We start from the raw sequence: 19,356 nt of genomic DNA on the forward strand, positions 1-19,356 counted from the left end.
ACAGGCAATTCCGTCTAATCACAAGGGAATAACAAGGCGATATTCGCTCCATCGAAACCAAACAATGGAGTTATCGCAATGAACATCGGCATCATAGGCGCCGGCAATATCGGCTCCGCCTTCGCCCGAGCCCTTGCCCGCAACGGCATCGCCGCCACGATCTCGAACAGTCGCGGCCCCGACACATTGCAGGATCTGACCGAGGAACTGTCGCCGCACATTACGGCGGGGACAATCGAAGAGGCCGCGAAAGCCGGCCTCGTCCTTGTCGCCGTCCCCTGGTCGAAGCTACCCAAGGCATTGGCGGGTCTTCCTAACTGGGCGGGTCGCATCGTGATCGACGCCAACAATCCGATCGAAGGGCCGCTGTTCAAACCAGCCGAGCTGAATGGTCGTTTGTCGACTGAGGTCTTCGCCGGCCTGGTGCCCGGTGCTCGCGTTGTGAAGGCATTCAACCATCTCCAGGCGCATCTGGTTTCAGCCGATCCCCGCGCCGAGGGCGGCAGCCGCGTGCTCTTTTACTCCGGTGACGATGCGTCATCGAAGGCCGAAGTGGGGGCGCTGATCTCCAAACTTGGCTTTGCCGACATCGATCTCGGGCCGATTTCGATCGGCGGCAAGCTCGCGCAATTCCCCGGCGGGCCGCTGCCTGTCCTCAACCTCGTCAAATTCGGATGAACAGCGATCGGCCGGATCAATCCGGCCGATCTGCTCGAACGACAGCGCCGCGCGTCTTTTCAGACGCGCGGCGCTGTAACACTTTGAATTGTTGCATAATTTTATCCTTAAATCGGTTCCGATTTAAGGAATTATGCAGTAGGCACAGCCGAGATTATTCCCTATATGGAATGAATGAGGATCACTGTGCTTAAAAATGGATAGTGCGGGACTGTCGCTGGACAGAATGCGCACCTTTGTCCGCGTCGCCGAACGCGGCAACCTGTCGATGGTCGCAAGAGAGCTGGGTGTCGGTCAATCCACCGTGACTCGGCACCTCAATGAACTCGAGGAGGCTGTCGGCGTACCGCTTCTCAGCCGAACCACCCGACGCGTCACCCTTACCGACGAAGGCAGCCGCTACTATACGAACTGCCTTCAGATATTACGCCTGGTCGAACAGGCTGCGGAAGAAGCGAGAGATGCCCGCCGGGCTCCAGCTGGGGCTGTTCGGCTTTCCTGTACGGCAGCACTCGGCGTGATGCACATCACCCGCCTCATCTTTGATTTCCAGGACAAGCATCCGGACATTCGGGTCGACCTCAACCTGACGGACGAGCGGATCGACCTGGTTCGCGAAGGCGTTGACGTCGCACTCCGTCTTGGGCCTCTCGCGGACAGCGCGATGAAACTTCATGCGCTGGGAGAAAGCCATCGGCTGCTGGTGGGCGCTCCGACCTATTTGTCTTCCCACGGACGGCCGGAACGCCCAGCCGATCTGTCACGCTACGAAACCGTCGTGATGTCCAATGTGGCGGGGAGCGATCAGCTCGTTCTGTCCTCTCCCGACGGCACAAGCCTGATGATCCCGGTCAGTGGCAAGCTGCGCGTCGATCACGGGCTTGCGGCGCGCGAAGCCTTTGCCGCCGGACGCGGCATTGGTCCTGCACACCTCTGGTTGGTCCACGATCTTCTGGACGACGGCCAGCTCGAGGTCGTGCTTGGCGACTATCGTCCTTTACCGGTTCCGGTGAGCTTGCTGATCGTTCCAGAGCGTGCCGCCATTGCCCGCGTTCGGCTTCTCGTCGACTTTCTTGTCGCCGAGGTTTCCAAATTGCCGGGAATTCGGCCATCGTAGCCCTTGTTTTCAAGCGTATCGTTATCGCAAAACCGCTGCACACATTTGCGCGACATGCTTCAAAGTCCGAAAGTCCGCTTATTGCCACGCCACCCCGTGGTCCTGAGATACTGTCCCCAGTTGAGCGTGCCGGGGTTCAGGTGACGGCTCCATTCGAGATCGTGCTCCTTGCCGAAATAGCCATGGTCGACAGCATATTCGACCATCCCCAGAAGCTCTCGAACGAGAAGTTCGTTGGCGGCAAACTCCGGAAAATAGTGCAGCAAGCCATCCCTGGTGAAAGCGTTTCGATACGCGGCCTTGAGCCCGGTCACACGCTGAAAGGTTTCGACCATCTCGCGCGGAGAAATGATATCGCCAACGATCGGCAGCGTTTTCCCGTTGTAACGCTCGGGATTTGAGAAAATTTCAAGCACGACCGGCCCGGTCGCCGTCAGCGGATCGACAAACGGCGCGCGGAAATCTTCAGGAAGATAAATCGGCAAGAGGAGCGTATCGCCCTCCATGCGCGGCACATAATATTCGAGAAGATTCGTGTAGAAGAATGCCAGCATGACGAAGGAGTGAGAGACCGGCAGGCCGCGAATATAGTCTGCAACGTACGCTTTGTCGGTAAAATGCGGCGCATACTTCGTGCCCCTGGTGATCTTGTCGACATTCTCAAGCGTGCTGAAAACAATATGCCCGACGCCGGCCTCAACGGCGGCATCCGCCAGTTGTCGGCCGAGAGGGGCCTCGATTGTCTCCGGCGGGGCGATTGGCGGCGTCATCAGAAATGCGCCATCCGCGCCTTTGAAGGCGGCGACGAGGTCCTTTTGACGGCCAAGTTCGAGAGGGACGGCTACGATTTCAGCGCCGCGTTCCTCCAGGCGCAAAGCTTCAGGCGAATCCTTTTTCCGGGTTAAAGCTCGCACCCGGAAACGTTGGCTCTGAAGGAGTGTCGCGGCGACGCTGCGCCCCTGTTTGCTCGTTGCACCGACAATCGCGATCAGTGGCTTTTCATGTACAGACATAGAGCTTTAAACCTTTCCCTGTCATTGACGCCGCTACGGTGGCAGGCGTCGTTTTGCGGGAGAGCGGTCGGCCTGTGCCGAGAGCCCACTCGATGGCGGGCACCCTATCGCAACAGGTTCTATGGCTGTAGATATCTGAAATGCATAACGTAATGCCATTTTCTGGATAAATGGCGTCCCGGCTGGGCCTGGATACAAATCGGTTCGCCATCCATCGCGACGGCGCAAGTGTCGTTCTTGAAACCACTTCTCAAATGCCGGCGTTGGCTCAGACATCTCTTCGCCGATGGCGGCTCTGATGGACTAATGCTGAGAGCTGCATGGCAAAGACGCAAGTTCACCCTGCAGACCGTCAAATAAACCGATAGGGCCAAAGGTTTCGATGTGCTGCCCAGTCGCCGCAAGATATTACTTTTATTGAATTCTTTTCAACGCAGACTCTTGGCCTGTCTGGCAGATGTATTAATCATTGTTAAGTACTATTGAATATGGTTATTATTATGTTAACCTTAAAGAGATCGGACAGTGTTCAGCGCTTTCAAAGCGGAAATTCGAAACATGAAGCTTTCGAAGATAATATCGCCAGAGATGCCTCAATATAGGTCGAGAATCGGTTCTCGCCTGCATCAAACAATACTGTGCATGGTGTTTGCAGCAATTGTTCCATTGACGTCAGCAGCGGAAGATTTACCTGCGTCCACAGGTTCGGCCCCGGTTGTGACCTCTGGCGAGACTTCGGCCCGGCAGCCTCAATCGCTGCGTGATGCTCTTCGCTCAGGCGATAAATTGAATCTCGCATTTTACGAAAGCTTGGCCTCTGTAGAAGATCGCTGGACGGGCTCACGGGGCACGGTTCCCTGGAACTTTTACCAGCGCCCCGAGCTCACTGGCGAATACGTCGTTGCAGCGGACGGAACCATTTCGCTTCCGCTTTTGGGACGCTTCCCGGTTCGAGGGCTTCCTCCGGCCGATGTGGAGGCGATAATTCTTCCTTCGTACGAAAGTCTGGTCGGCAGAAAGGGTTTCGTCAACATCGTCAGGATTGAGCACCAGCCGATTTACATTACCGGCCCGGTTCGTAATCCAGGCTCGTTTCAATATGTTGATGGCATGACTGTTCTGCATGCCGTTGCGCAAGCGGGTGGCATGACGGCGAAGACTATCGAGCCATGGCAGAGTGTGGAGATTACACGCCAGATCGAGCGGTTGAAGGCTGGGCTGGCCGATCTGAAGCGGCTTGCGTCGCGAACCGAGGTGCTGAGGGCGAAGCGCGATTCCGTGCAAATTGCCAGCATTGGCACACCTGTTCTTGGTCCTGATCCCGATGCTCAACAGTTGTTGGATGATGAGACATGGCAGCGCCAATTGGTAACGACGAGCAAGGATGCGCAGAGCAGTGCTTACGCAAAATCTGTTACCGATGCTCAGGCCGATCTCGATCTGCGTCAGGCACGCGTCGGCAATTATGATGCCACAATTCGGGTCCGTCAGGATCGGCTGGCAAGTATCGAGAATTTGGCCAAAAACAAGCTTGTCACCAGCATCGAGTTGACCCGGGCGCAAAGCGAACTGACTGAGTCTGAAGATCGAAAGCAGCAGGCCGTCATCGATGTCGAGAGCGCAAAGCAACGGTTGGCGGCAGCGAAACAGGACGTCGAGCGCGATCGTATCGAACGCAAGATCGAGATCGAAAAGTCAGCAGCGGATGCCGAAAGAGGCCTATCCACGGCGTTGAAGACGACCGAGAGCGATCTTGAAATTTTCCGGTCCATGGTATCGTCGGAGGATACCACCGATGTTGAATTCGAAATCGTTCGGCCTGGACCGAACGGTGTCATCGTCGAACCTGCGACCGAAGAAACGGTCTTACAGCCTGGCGATCTGATCAAAGTCCATTGAGACTTAGCCGCATACTCCTCCCGACTGGGAGAGTTTAGTCCTCCTCTCGGCCCAAGAGCTCAGGGGCATCGTTGATTTGCGATTTGTCACGCGGTCCAAAACGCCATGGAGAGCTTATGTCTACAATCGAAGCTTTAGAATCCTCGCATTCCTCAATGCCGGTCCAGGGTCCGATGTTCAATTTGCCAAGGACCTCGCTCGTCATTCCAACCTTGAACGAAGCGGAAAACATTAAGCTGCTTTTGCCCCGCATACCGACCTGGGTGCATGAAATCATCATCGTCGATGGGCGATCGACAGACGGAACGCCAGACATAGCGCGAAGCATGCGCGACGATGTCAAGATCGTACTCCAGCCCAAGAAGGGCAAAGGCATCGCATTGCGGACCGGCTTCGAAGCCGCATCGGGTGATATGATCGTGATGCTTGATGCTGACGGGTCGATGGATCCCTACGAAATCATCTTGTTCGTCGCGGCTCTTGTTGCAGGTGCGGATTTCGTCAAGGGTTCTCGTTTTATGCAGGGTGGCGGCACCAGCGACATGACGGTCATCCGCCGTTTCGGCAATCTCGGCCTGACCCTCCTGGTCCGGATGCTCTATGGCAGCTCTTTCAGCGATTTGTGCTACGGCTACATGGGCTTTTGGAAACGGCATGTTCCCTTGCTGCGTGCCGATTGCGACGGCTTCGAAATTGAGACGCTGATCAATTTGCGGGCCCTGAAGAACAAGCTCAAAATCATGGAAGTCGCGAGCTTTGAATCGGAGCGTATCTACGGCGTCAGCAATCTGCGTGCCCTTCCGGACGGCTGGCGCGTGCTGAAGACGATCTTCCGAGAACGCGTCAGCACGCCGACGGGCGTCCAAGTCCTCGAGCAGGGCATGTCCTGAGGTCTGGATTTAATGGGCGAGGCCGCATGATGCGCATATTGATGCTCAGCGCGAGATACCTGCCTTTTGCCGGAGGAACGGAAACCCATGTAAGCGAGGTCGCAACCCGGCTCGTGCACAAGGGGCATGCGGTGACGGTCTTGACGGGCAATCCCGACGGCCTTCTTCCGGCAGCGGAAAGCCGAGACGGCGTGCAGATTGTCAGGCTGAAGACCTTTCCCCGTGGGCGGGATTGGTGCTTCGCCCCCGGCGTCTTCAGGGCGGTCGCCGACGGTGATTGGGACCTGATGCATGTTCAGGGCTACCACACCTTCCTGGCACCGCTGGCAATGGCCGCCGCATCGCGGAACGGGCTTCCTTTCGTGGTTACCTTTCACAGCGGTGGCCATTCGTCACGATTTCGGTCCTCGATCCGGCGTTTCCAACATAGAATGCTTGCGCCTCTGGCCGCCAGAGCAGCGCAACTCATTGGCGTGTCGCGGTTCGAAGCGGATCTGTTCAGCCATAATATGGCAATCGCGAGAGACCGGTTCATCGTTATCCCCAATGGCGCGCGCCTGCCGGAAAAGTCCGGGCGGCGAACGGCTTCACCTCACGACAGGCCGCTGATTGTCTCGCTCGGCAGGCTGGAGCGCTACAAAGGTCATCATCGGGCGCTTGCTGCATTTAATGTGCTGGCAACGAAATTCCCCGATATGCGCCTTCGGATCCTGGGAGAGGGCCCCTATGAGGCGAAGCTGCGTCAGCAGGTGTCCGAGCTCGGGCTCGGCAACCGTGTCGAGATCGGGGCAATTCCGCCGACCGACCGGTCCGCAATGGCCGATCTTTTGTCTTCGGCCGCTCTTGTCGTGCTCCTCAGCGATTATGAAGCTCATCCCGTGGCGGTTATGGAGGCGCTTTCGGTCAAGGCTCCCGTACTGACCACCGACACATCCGGCTTTCGGGAGCTGGCTGAGGAGGGCCTCGTGCGATCCATTCCGCTCAACGCTTCGCCAGACTTCACCGCGCGTGAAATGCTCGCCGCCATGGAGGCGGGGCCGATCTCGGTTGAGACGAGCTTGCCGGACTGGGACGATTGCACGGACCGGCTGCTGATGGTGTACAGACGCGTACTTTCGCATCCGCAGCCTGAACTGCGAACCGGTCCGGCACTGCTTGGAGATTTGAAGCACGATGACCGTTGTTGAGGGGCGGACGTCTCCAGACCAGCAGAAGGCCTACCAGGACGGAGCTTATCGTCATGGCTATACGGTAGGGGTTTCCATTCCACGCATCGATCTGTGGATCGCCGCATTTCTGGGCCTGCGCAGGCAGGACAGCGCGGTCGGGGGTGTTGCCGATCCTTCGTCGCTGGGGATGTCGCCGGCCTTTGCCTTTCTGTGCAGTTGCGCCCTTATTGTGGCCGCTCTTGCTGCAAATGCCAGTCGGCTGGGAGAGGGCTGGGCGGTTCCCACGTTCTATACCGCCATCGCCGCGATCTTTCTCCCCGCTGCGGCGCGAATCATCCATCCGGGGGCCAGCCGCCTGGAGCGGTTGGCGCTCATCGTGATCGTGACCTCAGCCCTCTTCGTGGTACGCCTGATCCGCGCGCCCGTCGCCTTCATAGACCATGACGAATTCCTGCACTGGGCGACGGTTAACGACATTCTGGAGGCGGGGCGACTGTTCCTGCCCAATCCCCTTTTGCCGGTCAGCCCCCTCTATCCCGGGCTAGAGCTCGTAACGTCCGCCTTGGTCAAACTGTCCGGACTGTCCGTCTTCGCGGCAGGCCTCATCGTGTTGGCGGCAGCACGGATGATGCTGATGCTCACGCTATTCCTGCTCTTTGAGAAGATCACGAATTCTGCACGGATCGCCTCCATCGCCTGCCTGATCTACATGGGTTCGTCCACGTTTTTGCTGTTCGACGTCCACTACTCGTATGAAAGCCTGGCGATCCCCATGCTTGCGGCGGTGCTGTTGGCTTCCGAAAGCCGACGCCTGGAGCGAGGCGACACGGCAGGCTGGCCGACGGTCGTCGCCACCATGGTCCTGATCGTGGCGCTCGCAGCTACTCATCATCTCACCTCCTATTTTTGCACGGCCCTTTTGTGCGGCACGGCGGTGATGGAATGCCTGAGGCAGGGCGCTTCCGCTATGCAGAGGCGGCAGGCGATCCTGCTGGCCTCGATCGCCGTGATTGCTCCGGTCGCCTGGTCGAAGATCGTCGGGAACCCCACCGGCAGCTACATCCTTCCCGTACTGGCAGGCGGCATACACGAGGTAGCGCAACTCGTATCGAGTTCGACCTCGACGCGTAAGCTTTTCGTGTCGGACACGGGAGCCCTGGCGCCTGCTTGGCAACGTTACCTGACGATGGCGGGCGTCGCGCTGATCTGCCTGGGACTTCTCACCGGCTTTCTCCGCTCGCTCGTTTTCAATGGGCAGCACCCGAATGCGAGCATCCTCTGGCCGCCGACCAGATGGCGCCTATGGCGGTCAAGCCTTCTCGAGATCCTCGTTTTGGTGACGCTGGCCTATCCCGTCAGTATCATCTTCCGGCTGACGCGCAGTGGGTGGGAGATCGGCAACCGCATCGGCTCGCTATCTTTCCTCGGCGTCGCAATCGTCGTCGCGGTGGCCGTCGCGGCATTCTGGCACGGCACCTCGCGTGGCTGGCTGCGCGCAACGTCGCTTGCCGCCGCCGCAACGACGGTGCTGATCGCTGGCGTCATCAGCTCCGAGGGGCCACGTATCCTGGTTCCGGCCGGCTATGAAGTTTCGGCCGACTCCTCGTCGATAGAACCGATGGGGATCAGCGCCGCAAAGTGGACCAGGGAATGGCTAGGCGGCGAGCAGCATTTCGCAACCGACCGGATCAATCGCCTGCTCCTGTCCACCTACGGCCGGCAAAAGGTCTCGACCACGCTTGAGAGCGGGCAGGATACTGGCATGGCCATCACCGCTGCCGATCTCGGCCCGATGGAACGCAAGCTGCTGATCGACTCGGGCGTCGGTTTCGTCATGGTCGATCTGCGCATGACCACCGGCCTGCCCGGCGTCGGCGTCTATTTCGACGGCGGCGCGCAGGACCGAAACCACACGGTCCCCCTCCAGGCGTCGTCGCTGCTCAAGTTCAATTCCGAGCCCGATGTCGACCGCACCTTCGACAACGGCTTCATGGTCATTTTCGATGTCGGGCGGCTCGGGAAAACACGGCAGCCCGCCGCCCCTCCTAGGCGGACCGGAGTGCGGGTGCAATCCCTGGGACGACCAGACGGAGATTTACAATGATCGATAGCCGTATCGACGCTTTCATGTGCGTCCATTCGCGGGACATCGAATATTTGCTCGAAGCGTCCCTTCGCTCCTACCAGCGGCATTTCCCCGACAAGGGAAACCTAACCATGGTCACGGACAACCCGGCCGCTTTAAGAGCCTTCCTCGACGCGAAGGGTCTCGTGCCTGGCGCCGCCGTCACCGGCGACAACGACTGGCTTTCAGCCAGCGAACTGGAACTTCCCGGCTGGTTTCGGCAGCAGATCATCAAGCTGCGCGCCTTCGAATTCTGCCGCACTGAGCATTTCTGCAATCTCGGTGCGGATACACTGCTGCTGCGGCCCATCGCGACGACCGATCTGATCGACCGGCGCGAACCGGTTCTCTATTATTCCAGCCACAGACTTCCCGATCTTCACTACCGTTTCGAAAAGAAACGGTTGCGCAATGTCGCAAGGATCCTCGGCGTCGAGCCGGCCCGGTCTTTTCGCTATGTCGATTTCATCAACGATTTCTTCTGCTTCAAGCGTGAATGGCTCATCGCGTTGAATGACTACATCGCGTCGAAATACGGCTCGACACCCTACGTCGAGCTGCTCAAGGGTCTGAGTGCGTCAAAAGACCAGACGCGGTTCGGAGAATGGACACTCTATTCCGTCTTTCTGCTCGATGTGATGCACCTGTCGCCGACGATGCGCGATGCGCGCGGGGCCTATTTGACGCAGATCCATAGCCGCCTCGGCCTCACGCTGAGCCGGCTGGACAGCAAGGTCGTTCATCTCGTCCAGAAATCCTTCGACCCGAATGTGATCCGCCAGAAGCTCATGAAGGTGAACCCGGGCGCCGCTCAGATCATCGGCGCAACGGCATGGGCGAATGCAGGAGCTCGCCCCCGATGATGGCCCGCCGGTTCTTTCTGGGAATCATTCCGCTGTGGGTTCTTGCCGCTGCGTTGGCCGTAACGTGGCTGCCCGAAACCTTTTCGACCTGGGAGAAGCTGGTCCGTCTGGCGCTCTGCGCGCCGCTGTTACTGTATTTCCCGGGCCGCATGCTGGTGGACACCCTGCGCTTCGAGGGCGATGTGGTCACCAGGGGGACGTTCGCGGTGTTCCTGAGCTTGGCGACCTGCATTTTTCTGGGGCTTCTGCTGCATGTCGTCGGCCATCTCGATGCGCGAGGCTGGGTCTACGCGCTGGGCCTGACGACTATCGCCCTTCGGTGGCTGAATGTCGTTTTGCTGCTCGCAAGGCCGGTTCCAGCCATCCCCTGGGCTTGGCCCGGCCGCCGTTTCGCGATCTTCGCAGTTTCCATGATCTTGGCGGCGAGTTCCGTCCTCGTGGCGCGCCCGGTCGCGCTTGAACGCAAGCCGTTTCATTTCACCGAGCTTTGGATGGTGCCCAAATGGAACTGGACGAACAATGTGGTAACGGTCGGCGTGCGCAATTCGGAAGACGCCAAAACGCTTTACAGTTTTGACCTTGTTCTGGGCGGCACGTTGATTGGAAAGATGCCAACCTTCGAACTGGCGCCTTCCTCCAGCCAAACCTTCGAATTCTCCGTACCCACAAAAACGCGCCCACCCGCACGGCTGGAAGCCTGGCTCTACAAGGGCGGCGACAGGGGAACGATCTACCGCAAGGTCTGGATGACCATCGACACGCTCCAGTCCCCGGCACCGACCGGAATAACCCTTCAGTCCGCTCCGGAGACGAAAAATGGATGATTTCCAGCACCCCGTGCCCGGCAAGCTCACGACGGCAATCGTCATCTGCTGTTATTCCGACAAGCGCTGGGACATTCTCAACAAGGCAATCGCGGCGGCAGCGCGCCAGGTCCCGGCCGCGGACGAGATCGTCGTCATCGTCGATCACAATCCGGCACTGGCGCTGCGTCTGCGCGCCAAGTGCTTCGAAACTCCGGTCAGGATCGTCGAGAATATTCATCCGCCCGGCCTCTCCGGTGCCCGCAACACCGGGATTTCAGTCAGCCGCGGCGAGGTCATCCTGTTTCTCGACGACGACGCCGTGTCGGATCAAGATTTGCTGGCGACCTTGGTTTGGCAACTGGAGGACCCCTCGGTGCTGGGCGCCGTGTCGGCTATCCGCCCGTTGTGGGAAACGGACCGTCCGTCCTGGTTTCCCGACGAATTCCTGTGGACTCTTGGCTGCACCTACCGCGGTCTTCATCCAGGGCCGGTGCGCAACCTCATCGGCGCGTCGATGTGCATCCGCCGCTCCGTCTTCGATCATACGGGCGGCTTCGATTCCGGCCTGGGCCGAACGGCCAAGGCTTTGCCGCTCGGATGCGAGGAAACCGAACTCTGCATCCGTGCAACCAAGGCCCTGCCGCATGGCCGTTTCGTCTTCGAGCCATCGAGCGGCAGCGATCACGCCATACCCGCCGATCGCGCGACGTGGAAATATTTCCTCCACCGCTGCTGGGCCGAAGGGCTTTCAAAGGCCTGCCTATCGTTGATGGCGGGCACCGGCGAGGCGCTGGCGTCGGAAAAGACCTATATGACGAGGACGTTGCCGCAAGGGGTTATGCGGGGATTCGCTGATGTGCTGCTTGGCCAGCCGAGCGGCCTTCTTCGCGCCGTCGCGCTGGGCGCCGGCCTGGCAGCCACTGCGGCCGGCTTCGCTCTCGGCCGGACCCGCGCTGCCCTTACGCGACCGTTCACCTCCGTTCCTGCTCGCGCTCTCGAACCGGTGGAATAGGTATGATGACCCTCAACGCCGCTATTGCCAAGGTCCGCAGCCTCCTGATGAATCAGGCGGTCCTGCTCCTCAATGCAGGCATGTTGGGGCTTGGAACGTTGATGACGGCCATTCTCGGCTTCGTCTACTGGTGGTTCGCGGCGCGTTCCTTCTCGGCCGAGGCTGTTGGGCTCGCCGCCGCCGCCATCTCGTTGATGAACCTCCTCGCGAATCTCGGGGAAGTCGGTCTCGGACCCTTCCTGATGGGCGAGATAGGCCGCCAGAAAAGAGCAGGCCCTTTTTTGACGGGCGCGCTCCTTGCCTCGTTCAGCGCCTCCATCGTGGTGGGGCTGATCTATCTTGCTATCGCTGCCTTCACATCGACGCAGCTTGGCTCGATCGTCGGCTCCTCCGCGACCGATCTCTTCTTCGTTGTTGCTTGCGCTCTGACGGCCGTGACCCTCGTGCTCGACCAGGCCCTGGTCGGCCTTCTGCGCAGCGGCCTTCAACTGGCCCGAAATGTCGTCTTCGCCGCCAGCAAGCTTCTTCTACTGATCGCTCTCGGCCTGACACTTGGCCGCGCAAGCAGCGAATTGGCGATCTTCACCACCTGGTTTACCGGGCAGCTTGTCTCACTGGTCGTCGTGGCCGGGCTACTTGTTTATGCCGGTGGGCGCGTTTTCCGCCGGCCAGACATCCACGCCTTCCGCCCGGCGCTCCGACAGGTTTTAGGTCATCATGCCCTCAGCATGGCTGTTCAGGCGCCGGCGCTGCTGCTGCCCTTCGTCGTCACGGTGATGCTGTCCGCTGAGATCAACGCCGCCTTCTATGCCGCATGGACGGTGCTGAACGTTGCGCTTCTAGTCCCTGCGTCACTCGCCTCGGTGTTGTTTGCCATCGCTGTGCGGGAGCCGGAGCTGTTTCCCGCGCGCCTGCGCCTGTCGCTCGGCTTGTCGATGCTGGTTTGCGCGGCGACCGCCTTGGCGTTCCTGTTCCTGTCGCGCTTCATGCTCTGGATATTCAATCCGGCCTATGCTGTGATTGCAGGAAATAGTCTCCAGTTTCTTGGCTTTGCCGCTTTCGGAATGGCGTCCAAGTATCATTATCTCGCGGTTAAACGTGTCCGGCGGCGCCTGGGTTTTGCCACGCTCGTTCTGATCGGCGGTGCGGTGCTGGAGATCGTGGCCGCTGCCGCCGGTGCGCAATTCGGGATCGCAGGCACAGCCAACTTCTGGGTCATTGCTGTTTCGCTGGAAGGCCTCCTTCTGTGCCCGGCATTGTATTGGGCTGCGCGGCGCATTGCGACGCCATCCACCACCGCGCCATCAGCGGCTGCCGGTGTCTCGACATATGGCAATTCCCTCGACCAGACCGACCAAATCGGAATTGCGTCACGGGCTTGAAAGGGAGTTCTTCGCATGAGGCCTATTCAACGCTTCCGGAATTTCGCTGTCGGCGCTGCGGCGCTGGCGCTTTTTTGGTCTGCTCAGGTCGGATCTACGGCCGCGCAGTCATCTGGGCAGCAATCTTTCGTCACGACGAAAGGGGAGGGCTTCCTGCTGGACGGCAAGCCATTCCGCGTGGCCGGCGTAAACAACCATTATCTGACATTTGGCTCGCCAGGCGAAGTCACCCGCGTGTTGGACGATGCCACGGCAATGGGTGCCAATGTGGTGCGCACCTTCCTGCAACCGGTTATAGGGTCGCTGGACGGCCGGGTGCCGACGATCTGGAACTCAAAAAGCACGTCCGATTCCAGCAATCTGGGTACCAAGGGCATCTATATGATGAGTTGGGATCCGACAACCAAACGGATGGTCCCCAACGATGGACCTGACGGCCTGCAAAAGGTCGATTACCTCATCGCGGAAGCGGGGAAGCGCAAGCTTAAGCTGATCCTCGCATTCGTCGATTTCTGGGCCTATACGGGCGGTGCCCAACAAATGAACGCCTGGTACGGGAGTTCGGACAAATACACCTTTTTTGCCGCTGATCCGCGAACCCGACGCGATTACAAGGAATGGATTCGGCATGTTTTGTCGCGCGTCAACACGATTACTGGTGTCCGCTATTCCGATGACCCCACCATCTTTGCCTGGGACCTGGCCAACGAACCTGACATTCATCCCAAACCGCTCCTTCACGACTGGGTGTCGGAAATGTCAGCCTATGTCAAAACCCTGGCACCGAAACAGCTCGTGACGACGGGCCATGGGAACATGGATCAGAAGCTGTCGGATATGAACATTCCGAGCGTCGATTTCGGCACATGGCATGGCTACCCATCCTACGTCAAAATCAGCCATTCCGATTTCGATGCTCGCATTCGCGAATACTGCGAGATCGGACGAAATATCGGAAAACCGGTGATCCTGGAGGAATTTGGAGTTCCGCGATCCGATCCCGATCAGGCAAATGCCTATCAAACTTGGCTGAACACGATCGCCATGTCGGATTGTGGAGGCTGGGTGGTTTGGCGGCTTGTCAGCACACAGGACTCAGGCCTCTATCCCCAGGACGACTACGACAAATTCGACATTCATAACGATGGAGGCCCTGCTTGGCAGGCTCTGCGCGCCGCCGCCCTCAAGTTTCAATAATCAGGGCTCGCTCGAAGGCGGAAACCGATTTCAAGAAGACAATATGCGTGACACGAAGATCGGAAGCGCTCCTGCGGACCGGAACGGTTGCGCGTTCTTTCCCCTGGAGCAGGATGATTTAGGCCGGTCGGCCTGAAATCTGAATCCGGTTTTTATGGAGCATGATGTCTTCCGAATACTGCGGGCACTTTTCGGCATCATGCTCCGGGGGCTTTCCACCCTCCACAATCGTCGCATACCGATAGACGAGTGATAGCGATCTCGACACGCCAGAGTATTGACTTAAAGCTTTCATATTTTGTTGCGATCTAAACTGGCTTTCCAGCTTCGCCAAATATTCGCGGTCTATCCAGGATATCGGGGACAAGCCGGAGATTTTCGAAGGTCAGCATTCGTTAATATGAATAATGCGGACGGCTCGCACGCAGAAGCGGTATCGTATAATGAAACCTCATCGGGCTACCCCGATTCGAAATAGGGATTGCGGCAGTGAACTCTTCACGCTTTCTTCAATCAATCGTCGAAGCCGAATCCCATGATACACGCTTGAATTTCGCCCGCGCCGCGATTTTCCAGCTTTATAGTGCTTGCCTGCCAACCGGTTCTGCGCCGGCTCAGTTTTCAGTCAAACTCTCTTTATCTGAAGAAGACGCGGTCACGCTTGTCGTGCGGCCGTTCGTCAATAAGGTCGAAGCCCTTGGCGGGCTTGTGAAATCCCTGTTTTCGACAAACGCGGAGACCGTACTGAGAGCCCTGCCGTGCAGGGTGGAGGATAAGGTCGGATCCGGCATTGGATTGATACTTTTCGTCGACGATGAGCCGATGATTACCATCGGATCTCTTGCAGATGATAGCGGACTGTTTCTTCGCCAAATCGAGCCTGCATCCAGGAATACGTCCGGGGTTGCCACAATCGGTACCGTGGTAGGCCAACGACTTGCCAGTGTGGTTCCTATTCCGACAGGATCTCTCCATCTGCGCAAACCGAAATAACGGACGCTGACCGATCAAGGTATCAGCAGGATACTGCCGGCCGAGCGTCCGGATTCCATCTCTTCGTGCGCCTTGGCAACATCGGCCAAACGATATTCGGCACCGATCTGCGAAACGATCCCCGCTTCCATCGCCCCGACGGCAGCCAGAGCAGCCTCGCGATATTGTCCGACGTCAGCGCACCAGGCCATGATGCTCGGATGGCAGAGCGCCTTGCCCGGGCGAAGTTCCTCGACAGGCACCGGTGGAATGGCGCCGGCGGCCTGACCGATGGTGACAGCCATGCCGAATGGGCGGACAGAACGAATGCTTTTGAGAAGCGTGTCGCCGCCTATCCCGTCATAGGCGACGTCGACGCCAAGCCCGTTCGTGAGCCGCTTCACGTCCGCGACGATATCGGCGCCTCGTCCAACAATAAGGTGATCGGCGCCATAAGATGCGGCGAGGGCTGCCTTTTCGGAAGAGCCGACCGTCCCGATCACGGTGGCATCGAGCGACCTGGCCCAACGCACGAGGATGCTGCCAAGCCCACCGGCGGCCGCATGGATCAGAACCTGAGTGCCTGCACGCACATTATAGGTCTTTTTCAACAGCATGTAGGCGGTCATGCCTTTGAGCAGCGAACTCGCTGCCGTCTTTGCTGAAACGGCATCCGGAAGCTTGATCGCCCTTTCAGCGGCAATATTCCTCGTGGAGCGATAGGCTCCAACCGGAGGCCCGGCATAGGCAACGCGGTCACCCTTTTGGAACAGGGAGACACCAGGACCGACATCGTCGACGATGCCCGCCGCCTCCGCACCGATCACCGCGGGGTAGGAGGGCATGGGGTAGATGCCCTTTCGATGATAGACATCGAGAAAGTTGGTTCCGATCGCCTGATGACGGATTTTTATCTCGCCATCACCGGGAGGCTCACAATGGTGATGCTCGACATGGAACTGGGTGATGTCACCAGGGGCGTTCAGCCATATGATTTGGTCGGTCATCTCGTGCTCCTTCATGGGCACAAATTAAGCGATGGCATGATGTGTGAAAATTCCCTATTGCTTCACAATGATTGGGAGAGAATTCACAAAGATCGACTGGGACGACCTTCGGCATTTCCTGGCGCTCGCGCAGTCCGGAACATTGCTTGGTGCCGCAAAGCAGCTCGGCGTCGAACACGCCACGATCAGTCGGCGCGTTTCGTCGCTTGAAGCCAGCCTGGGGCGTAAACTCATAGACCGCCGCGGACGGCGCATCATGTTAACCGCGGACGGAGAGCAGGTTGCCAGGCACGCAGCTCTTGTCGCGGCGCAAACTGCGGCAATCGAGCAGCTTGGTCGCAGCAGCGCCACGGAATTGCGTGGCCATGTGAGGATCAGCGCGCCTCCCGCTCTCTCAAGCGTGCTCCTGGCAAAGCCGATCGCGGCCGTCAGGCGAGACCATCCCGGTGTTCAGATCACGCTTGTCGGAGAAAAGCGCCTCGCGTCGCTGAACAGACGAGAGGCGGATATTGCGGTGCGAATGTCGCGTCCCGAGGACGGCGATTACGCCATCGTCAAGCTCGGCGAGACAAGCTTCCATCTCTACGCATCCAAGACCTATCTCGAAACGGTTCCACCGCCGGACTGGACCTTCATCGGTTACGACGAAACCATGAACGCCTCGCCGCAACAATTGCGGCTGATCGAACTGGCGGCCGGCCGGCCGATCGCTGTGAGGTCATCCGTTCTGGAGTTTCAGGCCGCAACCGCAAGCCTGGGCGCCGGTGTCGTCATGCTGCCCGATTTCGCCGTCCTGGAGTCCGCTGGTCTCCAGCGCATTGAGACCGAACGGCCTTTGACAAGAGAGGTCTGGCTGGTTGTCCATTCTGATATCAAAGACGTCCCTTCCGTCCGCGTCGTCGTCGAGGCGCTGAAGAATGCTCTGGGGAAGTAGTCCGTTCAGTTGGCTAGGGCCCCAAAGCGGCAGAGGCAGTCATTGAACTGATCGCCACAAAGAGGCATTCTGCAAGCCTTCACAAGCGATCGAGAGATCGTTGCATGCTCCGAAAAGCGGTTGCGAGTGACCTCATGGCGCTCAAAGTTGTCCGTTCTTCAGTCGTCGAAAACGTATTGGCTGACCCCTCTAAGGTCACCGATCATGATTATGAATGGTATGTAAGAAATCCGGGAGTGGCCGTTTGGGAGGAGAACGGCGATGTGGTCGGCTTTTCTGCGGCTGACCCACGCAACGGAAACATTTGGGCGCTCTTTATCGCTCCCGGATTTGAAAGAAAAGGGATTGGCTCGATTCTGCTGGCCGAAGCCTGCGCCCGCCTCAAATCTGCGGGCATCGAACGCGCGTGGCTCACCACCGATCCAAACACGCGAGCCGAGATTTTATCGAGCGGCTGGTTGGGAGCATGTCGGCGAAAAGGAGAATGAGCTTCTTTTCGAACGATCACTCTGAGTTTTGCGCGACTATCTGCCGAGACGGCTCGGTCCGGAGGCAACGGTGTGTCAGCGATCAATGGTCTGCGCGAAGGGTTGTCTAGCAGGCAGCGAAAGCGCTTCCGCTGCCGATGATCCAAAGTCCGCTTGAGGCCGAAAGCCCGCGTCGATTCATTCCAATTGGCGGATTGGATGGCTCTGAAAGTGCTCTACCGTTTCGTCAAGCTGCACCCAATGATGTTTCGATTGTTCGTAGACTGACATGGCGGGTGGCGCGAAGGTCGGGTCGGAAAGGGAACCGACTGCCACCCCGATCCAGGACGGCGCAGCATCGGCCTTCCAATAGACGGTCGAGCCGCACATTGGGCAAAAATGCATTCGGACCTTGCGACCGCTCTCGGCGGTACGAATGAATTCTGTAGACGTTCCAGATATTTCGACACAGCCCATCGAGTAGAAAGCATTTGCGCTGAACGGCGCACCGGTTCTGCGCTGGCAGGCCAAACAGTGGCAGAGAGCTGTCAATTGTGGCGGCTCGCTGAGCATCAGTCTCAGAGCGCCGCAGGCGCATTGGGCATTGGCCATGGAAACTCCTCCCGCTTGCACGGTGAAATTACGTTGAATGGGGGGTGAAGCGCAGGCCCGAACCGCAAATGGTTGGGGTGGGCGATGCGAAGGGACTGAGAGCTGATATAATTTCAGGCTCACAGAAGCTCAAATGTAGATCGCGGAAATGCCGAAGTCTAGAGGAACGCCATCCGACCGCTTCGGGCCGGAGCGGATGTGGAGCCCTGATCGCAAAGTCTCAGGTTCTGACCAGTCCTGTAGCCAGCGGGTTCGGTGATCCCGCATTTCGGTGACGGGCCAGTCTTGCAGGCCCCTTATCCTTTATCCCTTGTCAGATATCGCTTGCAGCGCTCGATAAGAGGTCGGCCGCTTCGGCGGCCGTCGTGCGCCGCACCGGCAAGGCCGACTTGTGGCGGGTCGTCCAGCGAGTTTTCGTTGTTAATGTACGACTTGGGAAGCTACCGACATCAATTCCTCGGAATTCGGTGCCTTGAATGTCTGGAGCCCAGCCTCCAGAACTTCAGTGAAGCTCCAGCGTACGATGCCCTCCCGGTCGATGAGGAACTGACCGACAAGCTGCCCGTGGTCGGCAGTCATCATCTGCTGATCGGCTTCCGTAATCTGATATCCTTCCTTCTCGTTGATGAACTCGTCCATTGCCATCACGCCCATCGGCTCGGGCAACTCGCCCGGAAGATCGATCCGTATCGCCATGACAGTGTCGATCCCGACCTCGCGTAAGCCGAAGGCTTGGTGCGAAGCCCGTACCGGGTCGGAAGCAGCAAGAAGATCGGGTATCGGATGGTAACGGAAATAGAGCCGCGCGCGTTCGACCGGGGTGTTGACCACCGCCAGAGATTGGACGCCTTTCTCACGCAGCATCGGGTTGAGATATGCCATGGCCGCGACATGGCGCCGGCAGAACGGACAATGCAGGCCTCGAAACAAACCTATCAACAACGGGCTGCGGCCACGAAAATCATCAAGTGCGATCTTCCCCTCGCGCGAGATCGCATCAAACACAACGTTCGGGACCCGGTCGCCCGGTTGTAGCGGATGGTCGACAAAGTGCGTGGACATGGACAACCTCCTCGCTCGGGGATCAGTCGAGAAAAGGCGCCACGTGCTTCGAGGTCGAGATTGAGCGTTGCAAGGCCTGACCTCTCGTCTTACCGCACCGCCAGGATCCGATCTAAGAATGGCCCCACATTGGCCTGCGGGCAAGCGTTAA

Annotated in this window: 18 protein-coding genes and 1 pseudogene; 15 read left to right on the forward strand and 4 right to left on the reverse strand. The window is 58.7% G+C overall.

The window, feature by feature from the left end; genetic code table 11:
- Nucleotides 1–78: 78 nt before the first annotated feature.
- Entirely contained in the window at nucleotides 79–678 is a 600-nt protein-coding gene (locus tag BS629_RS24020) for an NADPH-dependent F420 reductase (RefSeq protein ID WP_018241131.1), read from the forward strand.
- Between the two features lie 196 nt (nucleotides 679–874).
- Nucleotides 875–1,795 (forward strand): LysR family transcriptional regulator, encoded by a 921-nt coding sequence (locus BS629_RS24025; RefSeq protein ID WP_018241132.1) that lies wholly within the window; start codon nucleotides 875–877, stop codon nucleotides 1,793–1,795.
- Nucleotides 1,796–1,854: 59 nt separating this feature from the next.
- On the opposite strand, the gene BS629_RS24030 is transcribed toward BS629_RS24025, so the two are convergent.
- Nucleotides 1,855–2,808: an NmrA/HSCARG family protein gene (locus tag BS629_RS24030; protein ID WP_018241133.1), complete on the reverse strand. Its 954-nt coding sequence runs from the start codon at nucleotides 2,806–2,808 to the stop codon at nucleotides 1,855–1,857.
- A 215-nt stretch (nucleotides 2,809–3,023) separates the two neighbouring features.
- Between BS629_RS24030 and BS629_RS39980 the strand changes: the two are divergent.
- From BS629_RS39980 to BS629_RS24080, 11 genes and pseudogenes are all read left to right on the forward strand, one after another.
- A pseudogene (locus BS629_RS39980) lies at nucleotides 3,024–3,165 on the forward strand (IS5/IS1182 family transposase); the annotation flags it as partial.
- Between the two features lie 285 nt (nucleotides 3,166–3,450).
- Complete coding sequence (locus tag BS629_RS24035; RefSeq protein ID WP_245268220.1) at nucleotides 3,451–4,707, forward strand: polysaccharide biosynthesis/export family protein; 1,257 nt, start codon at nucleotides 3,451–3,453, stop codon at nucleotides 4,705–4,707.
- A gap of 173 nt (nucleotides 4,708–4,880) precedes the next feature.
- On the forward strand, nucleotides 4,881–5,597 hold the full coding sequence (locus BS629_RS24040; RefSeq protein ID WP_245268248.1) for a glycosyltransferase family 2 protein: 717 nt from the start codon (nucleotides 4,881–4,883) through the stop codon (nucleotides 5,595–5,597).
- 26 nt (nucleotides 5,598–5,623) lie between these two features.
- A complete protein-coding gene (locus tag BS629_RS24045) occupies nucleotides 5,624–6,784 on the forward strand; it encodes a glycosyltransferase family 4 protein (protein ID WP_018241136.1) in 1,161 nt (386 codons plus the stop codon).
- Nucleotides 6,771–8,870, forward strand: a complete 2,100-nt coding sequence (locus BS629_RS24050; protein WP_018241137.1) for a hypothetical protein — start codon at nucleotides 6,771–6,773, stop codon at nucleotides 8,868–8,870. Before BS629_RS24045 ends, BS629_RS24050 begins: the two co-directional genes overlap by 14 nt.
- Nucleotides 8,867–9,754, forward strand: a complete 888-nt coding sequence (locus BS629_RS24055; protein WP_018241138.1) for a DUF6492 family protein — start codon at nucleotides 8,867–8,869, stop codon at nucleotides 9,752–9,754. Before BS629_RS24050 ends, BS629_RS24055 begins: the two co-directional genes overlap by 4 nt.
- Nucleotides 9,751–10,578, forward strand: a complete 828-nt coding sequence (locus tag BS629_RS24060) for a membrane protein (protein ID WP_018241139.1) — start codon at nucleotides 9,751–9,753, stop codon at nucleotides 10,576–10,578. Before BS629_RS24055 ends, BS629_RS24060 begins: the two co-directional genes overlap by 4 nt.
- Complete coding sequence (locus tag BS629_RS24065) at nucleotides 10,571–11,572, forward strand: glycosyltransferase family 2 protein (RefSeq protein ID WP_018241140.1); 1,002 nt, start codon at nucleotides 10,571–10,573, stop codon at nucleotides 11,570–11,572. Before BS629_RS24060 ends, BS629_RS24065 begins: the two co-directional genes overlap by 8 nt.
- Before the next feature lie 2 nt (nucleotides 11,573–11,574).
- The gene (locus BS629_RS24070; RefSeq protein ID WP_018241141.1) at nucleotides 11,575–12,954 is read left to right on the forward strand and encodes a polysaccharide biosynthesis protein; all 1,380 of its coding nucleotides are present in this window, start codon (nucleotides 11,575–11,577) and stop codon (nucleotides 12,952–12,954) included.
- Between the two features lie 15 nt (nucleotides 12,955–12,969).
- Complete coding sequence (locus tag BS629_RS24075) at nucleotides 12,970–14,151, forward strand: glycoside hydrolase 5 family protein (protein WP_018241142.1); 1,182 nt, start codon at nucleotides 12,970–12,972, stop codon at nucleotides 14,149–14,151.
- A 489-nt stretch (nucleotides 14,152–14,640) separates the two neighbouring features.
- Nucleotides 14,641–15,144 carry a hypothetical protein gene (locus BS629_RS24080; protein ID WP_020572948.1) on the forward strand — a complete coding sequence of 168 codons (504 nt, stop codon included), beginning with the start codon at nucleotides 14,641–14,643 and terminating at the stop codon, nucleotides 15,142–15,144.
- A gap of 14 nt (nucleotides 15,145–15,158) precedes the next feature.
- Here BS629_RS24080 and BS629_RS24085 read toward each other — a convergent pair whose 3' ends face one another.
- Entirely contained in the window at nucleotides 15,159–16,130 is a 972-nt protein-coding gene (locus tag BS629_RS24085; RefSeq protein WP_018517839.1) for a quinone oxidoreductase family protein, read from the reverse strand.
- Between the two features lie 67 nt (nucleotides 16,131–16,197).
- On the opposite strand from BS629_RS24085, the gene BS629_RS24090 reads away from it, so the two are divergent.
- Nucleotides 16,198–17,064 carry a LysR family transcriptional regulator gene (locus BS629_RS24090; protein ID WP_026188310.1) on the forward strand — a complete coding sequence of 289 codons (867 nt, stop codon included), beginning with the start codon at nucleotides 16,198–16,200 and terminating at the stop codon, nucleotides 17,062–17,064.
- Nucleotides 17,065–17,198: 134 nt separating this feature from the next.
- Entirely contained in the window at nucleotides 17,199–17,552 is a 354-nt protein-coding gene (locus tag BS629_RS24095; RefSeq protein ID WP_245268221.1) for a GNAT family N-acetyltransferase, read from the forward strand.
- A gap of 177 nt (nucleotides 17,553–17,729) precedes the next feature.
- Here the strand turns inward: BS629_RS24095 and BS629_RS24100 are convergent, their stop codons facing one another.
- Nucleotides 17,730–18,143 carry a GFA family protein gene (locus tag BS629_RS24100; RefSeq protein ID WP_026188311.1) on the reverse strand — a complete coding sequence of 138 codons (414 nt, stop codon included), beginning with the start codon at nucleotides 18,141–18,143 and terminating at the stop codon, nucleotides 17,730–17,732.
- A 420-nt stretch (nucleotides 18,144–18,563) separates the two neighbouring features.
- Nucleotides 18,564–19,205, reverse strand: coding sequence for a peroxiredoxin-like family protein (locus BS629_RS24105; RefSeq protein WP_018241147.1), 642 nt, complete (start codon nucleotides 19,203–19,205; stop codon nucleotides 18,564–18,566).
- Between the last annotated feature and the right edge of the window lie 151 nt (nucleotides 19,206–19,356).

It is taken from the genome of Rhizobium leguminosarum bv. viciae USDA 2370 (assembly GCF_002008365.1).
GTDB classification, from domain to species: Bacteria; Pseudomonadota; Alphaproteobacteria; order Rhizobiales; family Rhizobiaceae; genus Rhizobium; species Rhizobium leguminosarum.

Excerpts from the sequence above, each read along its gene's own strand:
- BS629_RS24070 (WP_018241141.1), top strand. The coding sequence starts at position 11,575 with ATGATGACCCTCAACGCCGCTATTGCCAAGGTCCGCAGCCTCCTGATG.
- BS629_RS24050 (WP_018241137.1), top strand. The coding sequence starts at position 6,771 with ATGACCGTTGTTGAGGGGCGGACGTCTCCAGACCAGCAGAAGGCCTAC.
- BS629_RS24030 (WP_018241133.1), bottom strand. The coding sequence starts at position 2,808 with ATGTCTGTACATGAAAAGCCACTGATCGCGATTGTCGGTGCAACGAGC.
- BS629_RS24090 (WP_026188310.1), top strand. The coding sequence starts at position 16,198 with ATGATTGGGAGAGAATTCACAAAGATCGACTGGGACGACCTTCGGCAT.
- BS629_RS24100 (WP_026188311.1), bottom strand. The coding sequence starts at position 18,143 with ATGGCCAATGCCCAATGCGCCTGCGGCGCTCTGAGACTGATGCTCAGC.
- BS629_RS24025 (WP_018241132.1), top strand. The coding sequence starts at position 875 with ATGGATAGTGCGGGACTGTCGCTGGACAGAATGCGCACCTTTGTCCGC.
- BS629_RS24095 (WP_245268221.1), top strand. The coding sequence starts at position 17,199 with ATGGCGCTCAAAGTTGTCCGTTCTTCAGTCGTCGAAAACGTATTGGCT.
- BS629_RS24060 (WP_018241139.1), top strand. The coding sequence starts at position 9,751 with ATGATGGCCCGCCGGTTCTTTCTGGGAATCATTCCGCTGTGGGTTCTT.
- BS629_RS24075 (WP_018241142.1), top strand. The coding sequence starts at position 12,970 with ATGAGGCCTATTCAACGCTTCCGGAATTTCGCTGTCGGCGCTGCGGCG.
- BS629_RS24040 (WP_245268248.1), top strand. The coding sequence starts at position 4,881 with ATGTTCAATTTGCCAAGGACCTCGCTCGTCATTCCAACCTTGAACGAA.
- BS629_RS24055 (WP_018241138.1), top strand. The coding sequence starts at position 8,867 with ATGATCGATAGCCGTATCGACGCTTTCATGTGCGTCCATTCGCGGGAC.
- BS629_RS24085 (WP_018517839.1), bottom strand. The coding sequence starts at position 16,130 with ATGACCGACCAAATCATATGGCTGAACGCCCCTGGTGACATCACCCAG.
- BS629_RS24105 (WP_018241147.1), bottom strand. The coding sequence starts at position 19,205 with ATGTCCACGCACTTTGTCGACCATCCGCTACAACCGGGCGACCGGGTC.
- BS629_RS24045 (WP_018241136.1), top strand. The coding sequence starts at position 5,624 with ATGATGCGCATATTGATGCTCAGCGCGAGATACCTGCCTTTTGCCGGA.
- BS629_RS24020 (WP_018241131.1), top strand. The coding sequence starts at position 79 with ATGAACATCGGCATCATAGGCGCCGGCAATATCGGCTCCGCCTTCGCC.
- BS629_RS24035 (WP_245268220.1), top strand. The coding sequence starts at position 3,451 with ATGGTGTTTGCAGCAATTGTTCCATTGACGTCAGCAGCGGAAGATTTA.
- BS629_RS24065 (WP_018241140.1), top strand. The coding sequence starts at position 10,571 with ATGGATGATTTCCAGCACCCCGTGCCCGGCAAGCTCACGACGGCAATC.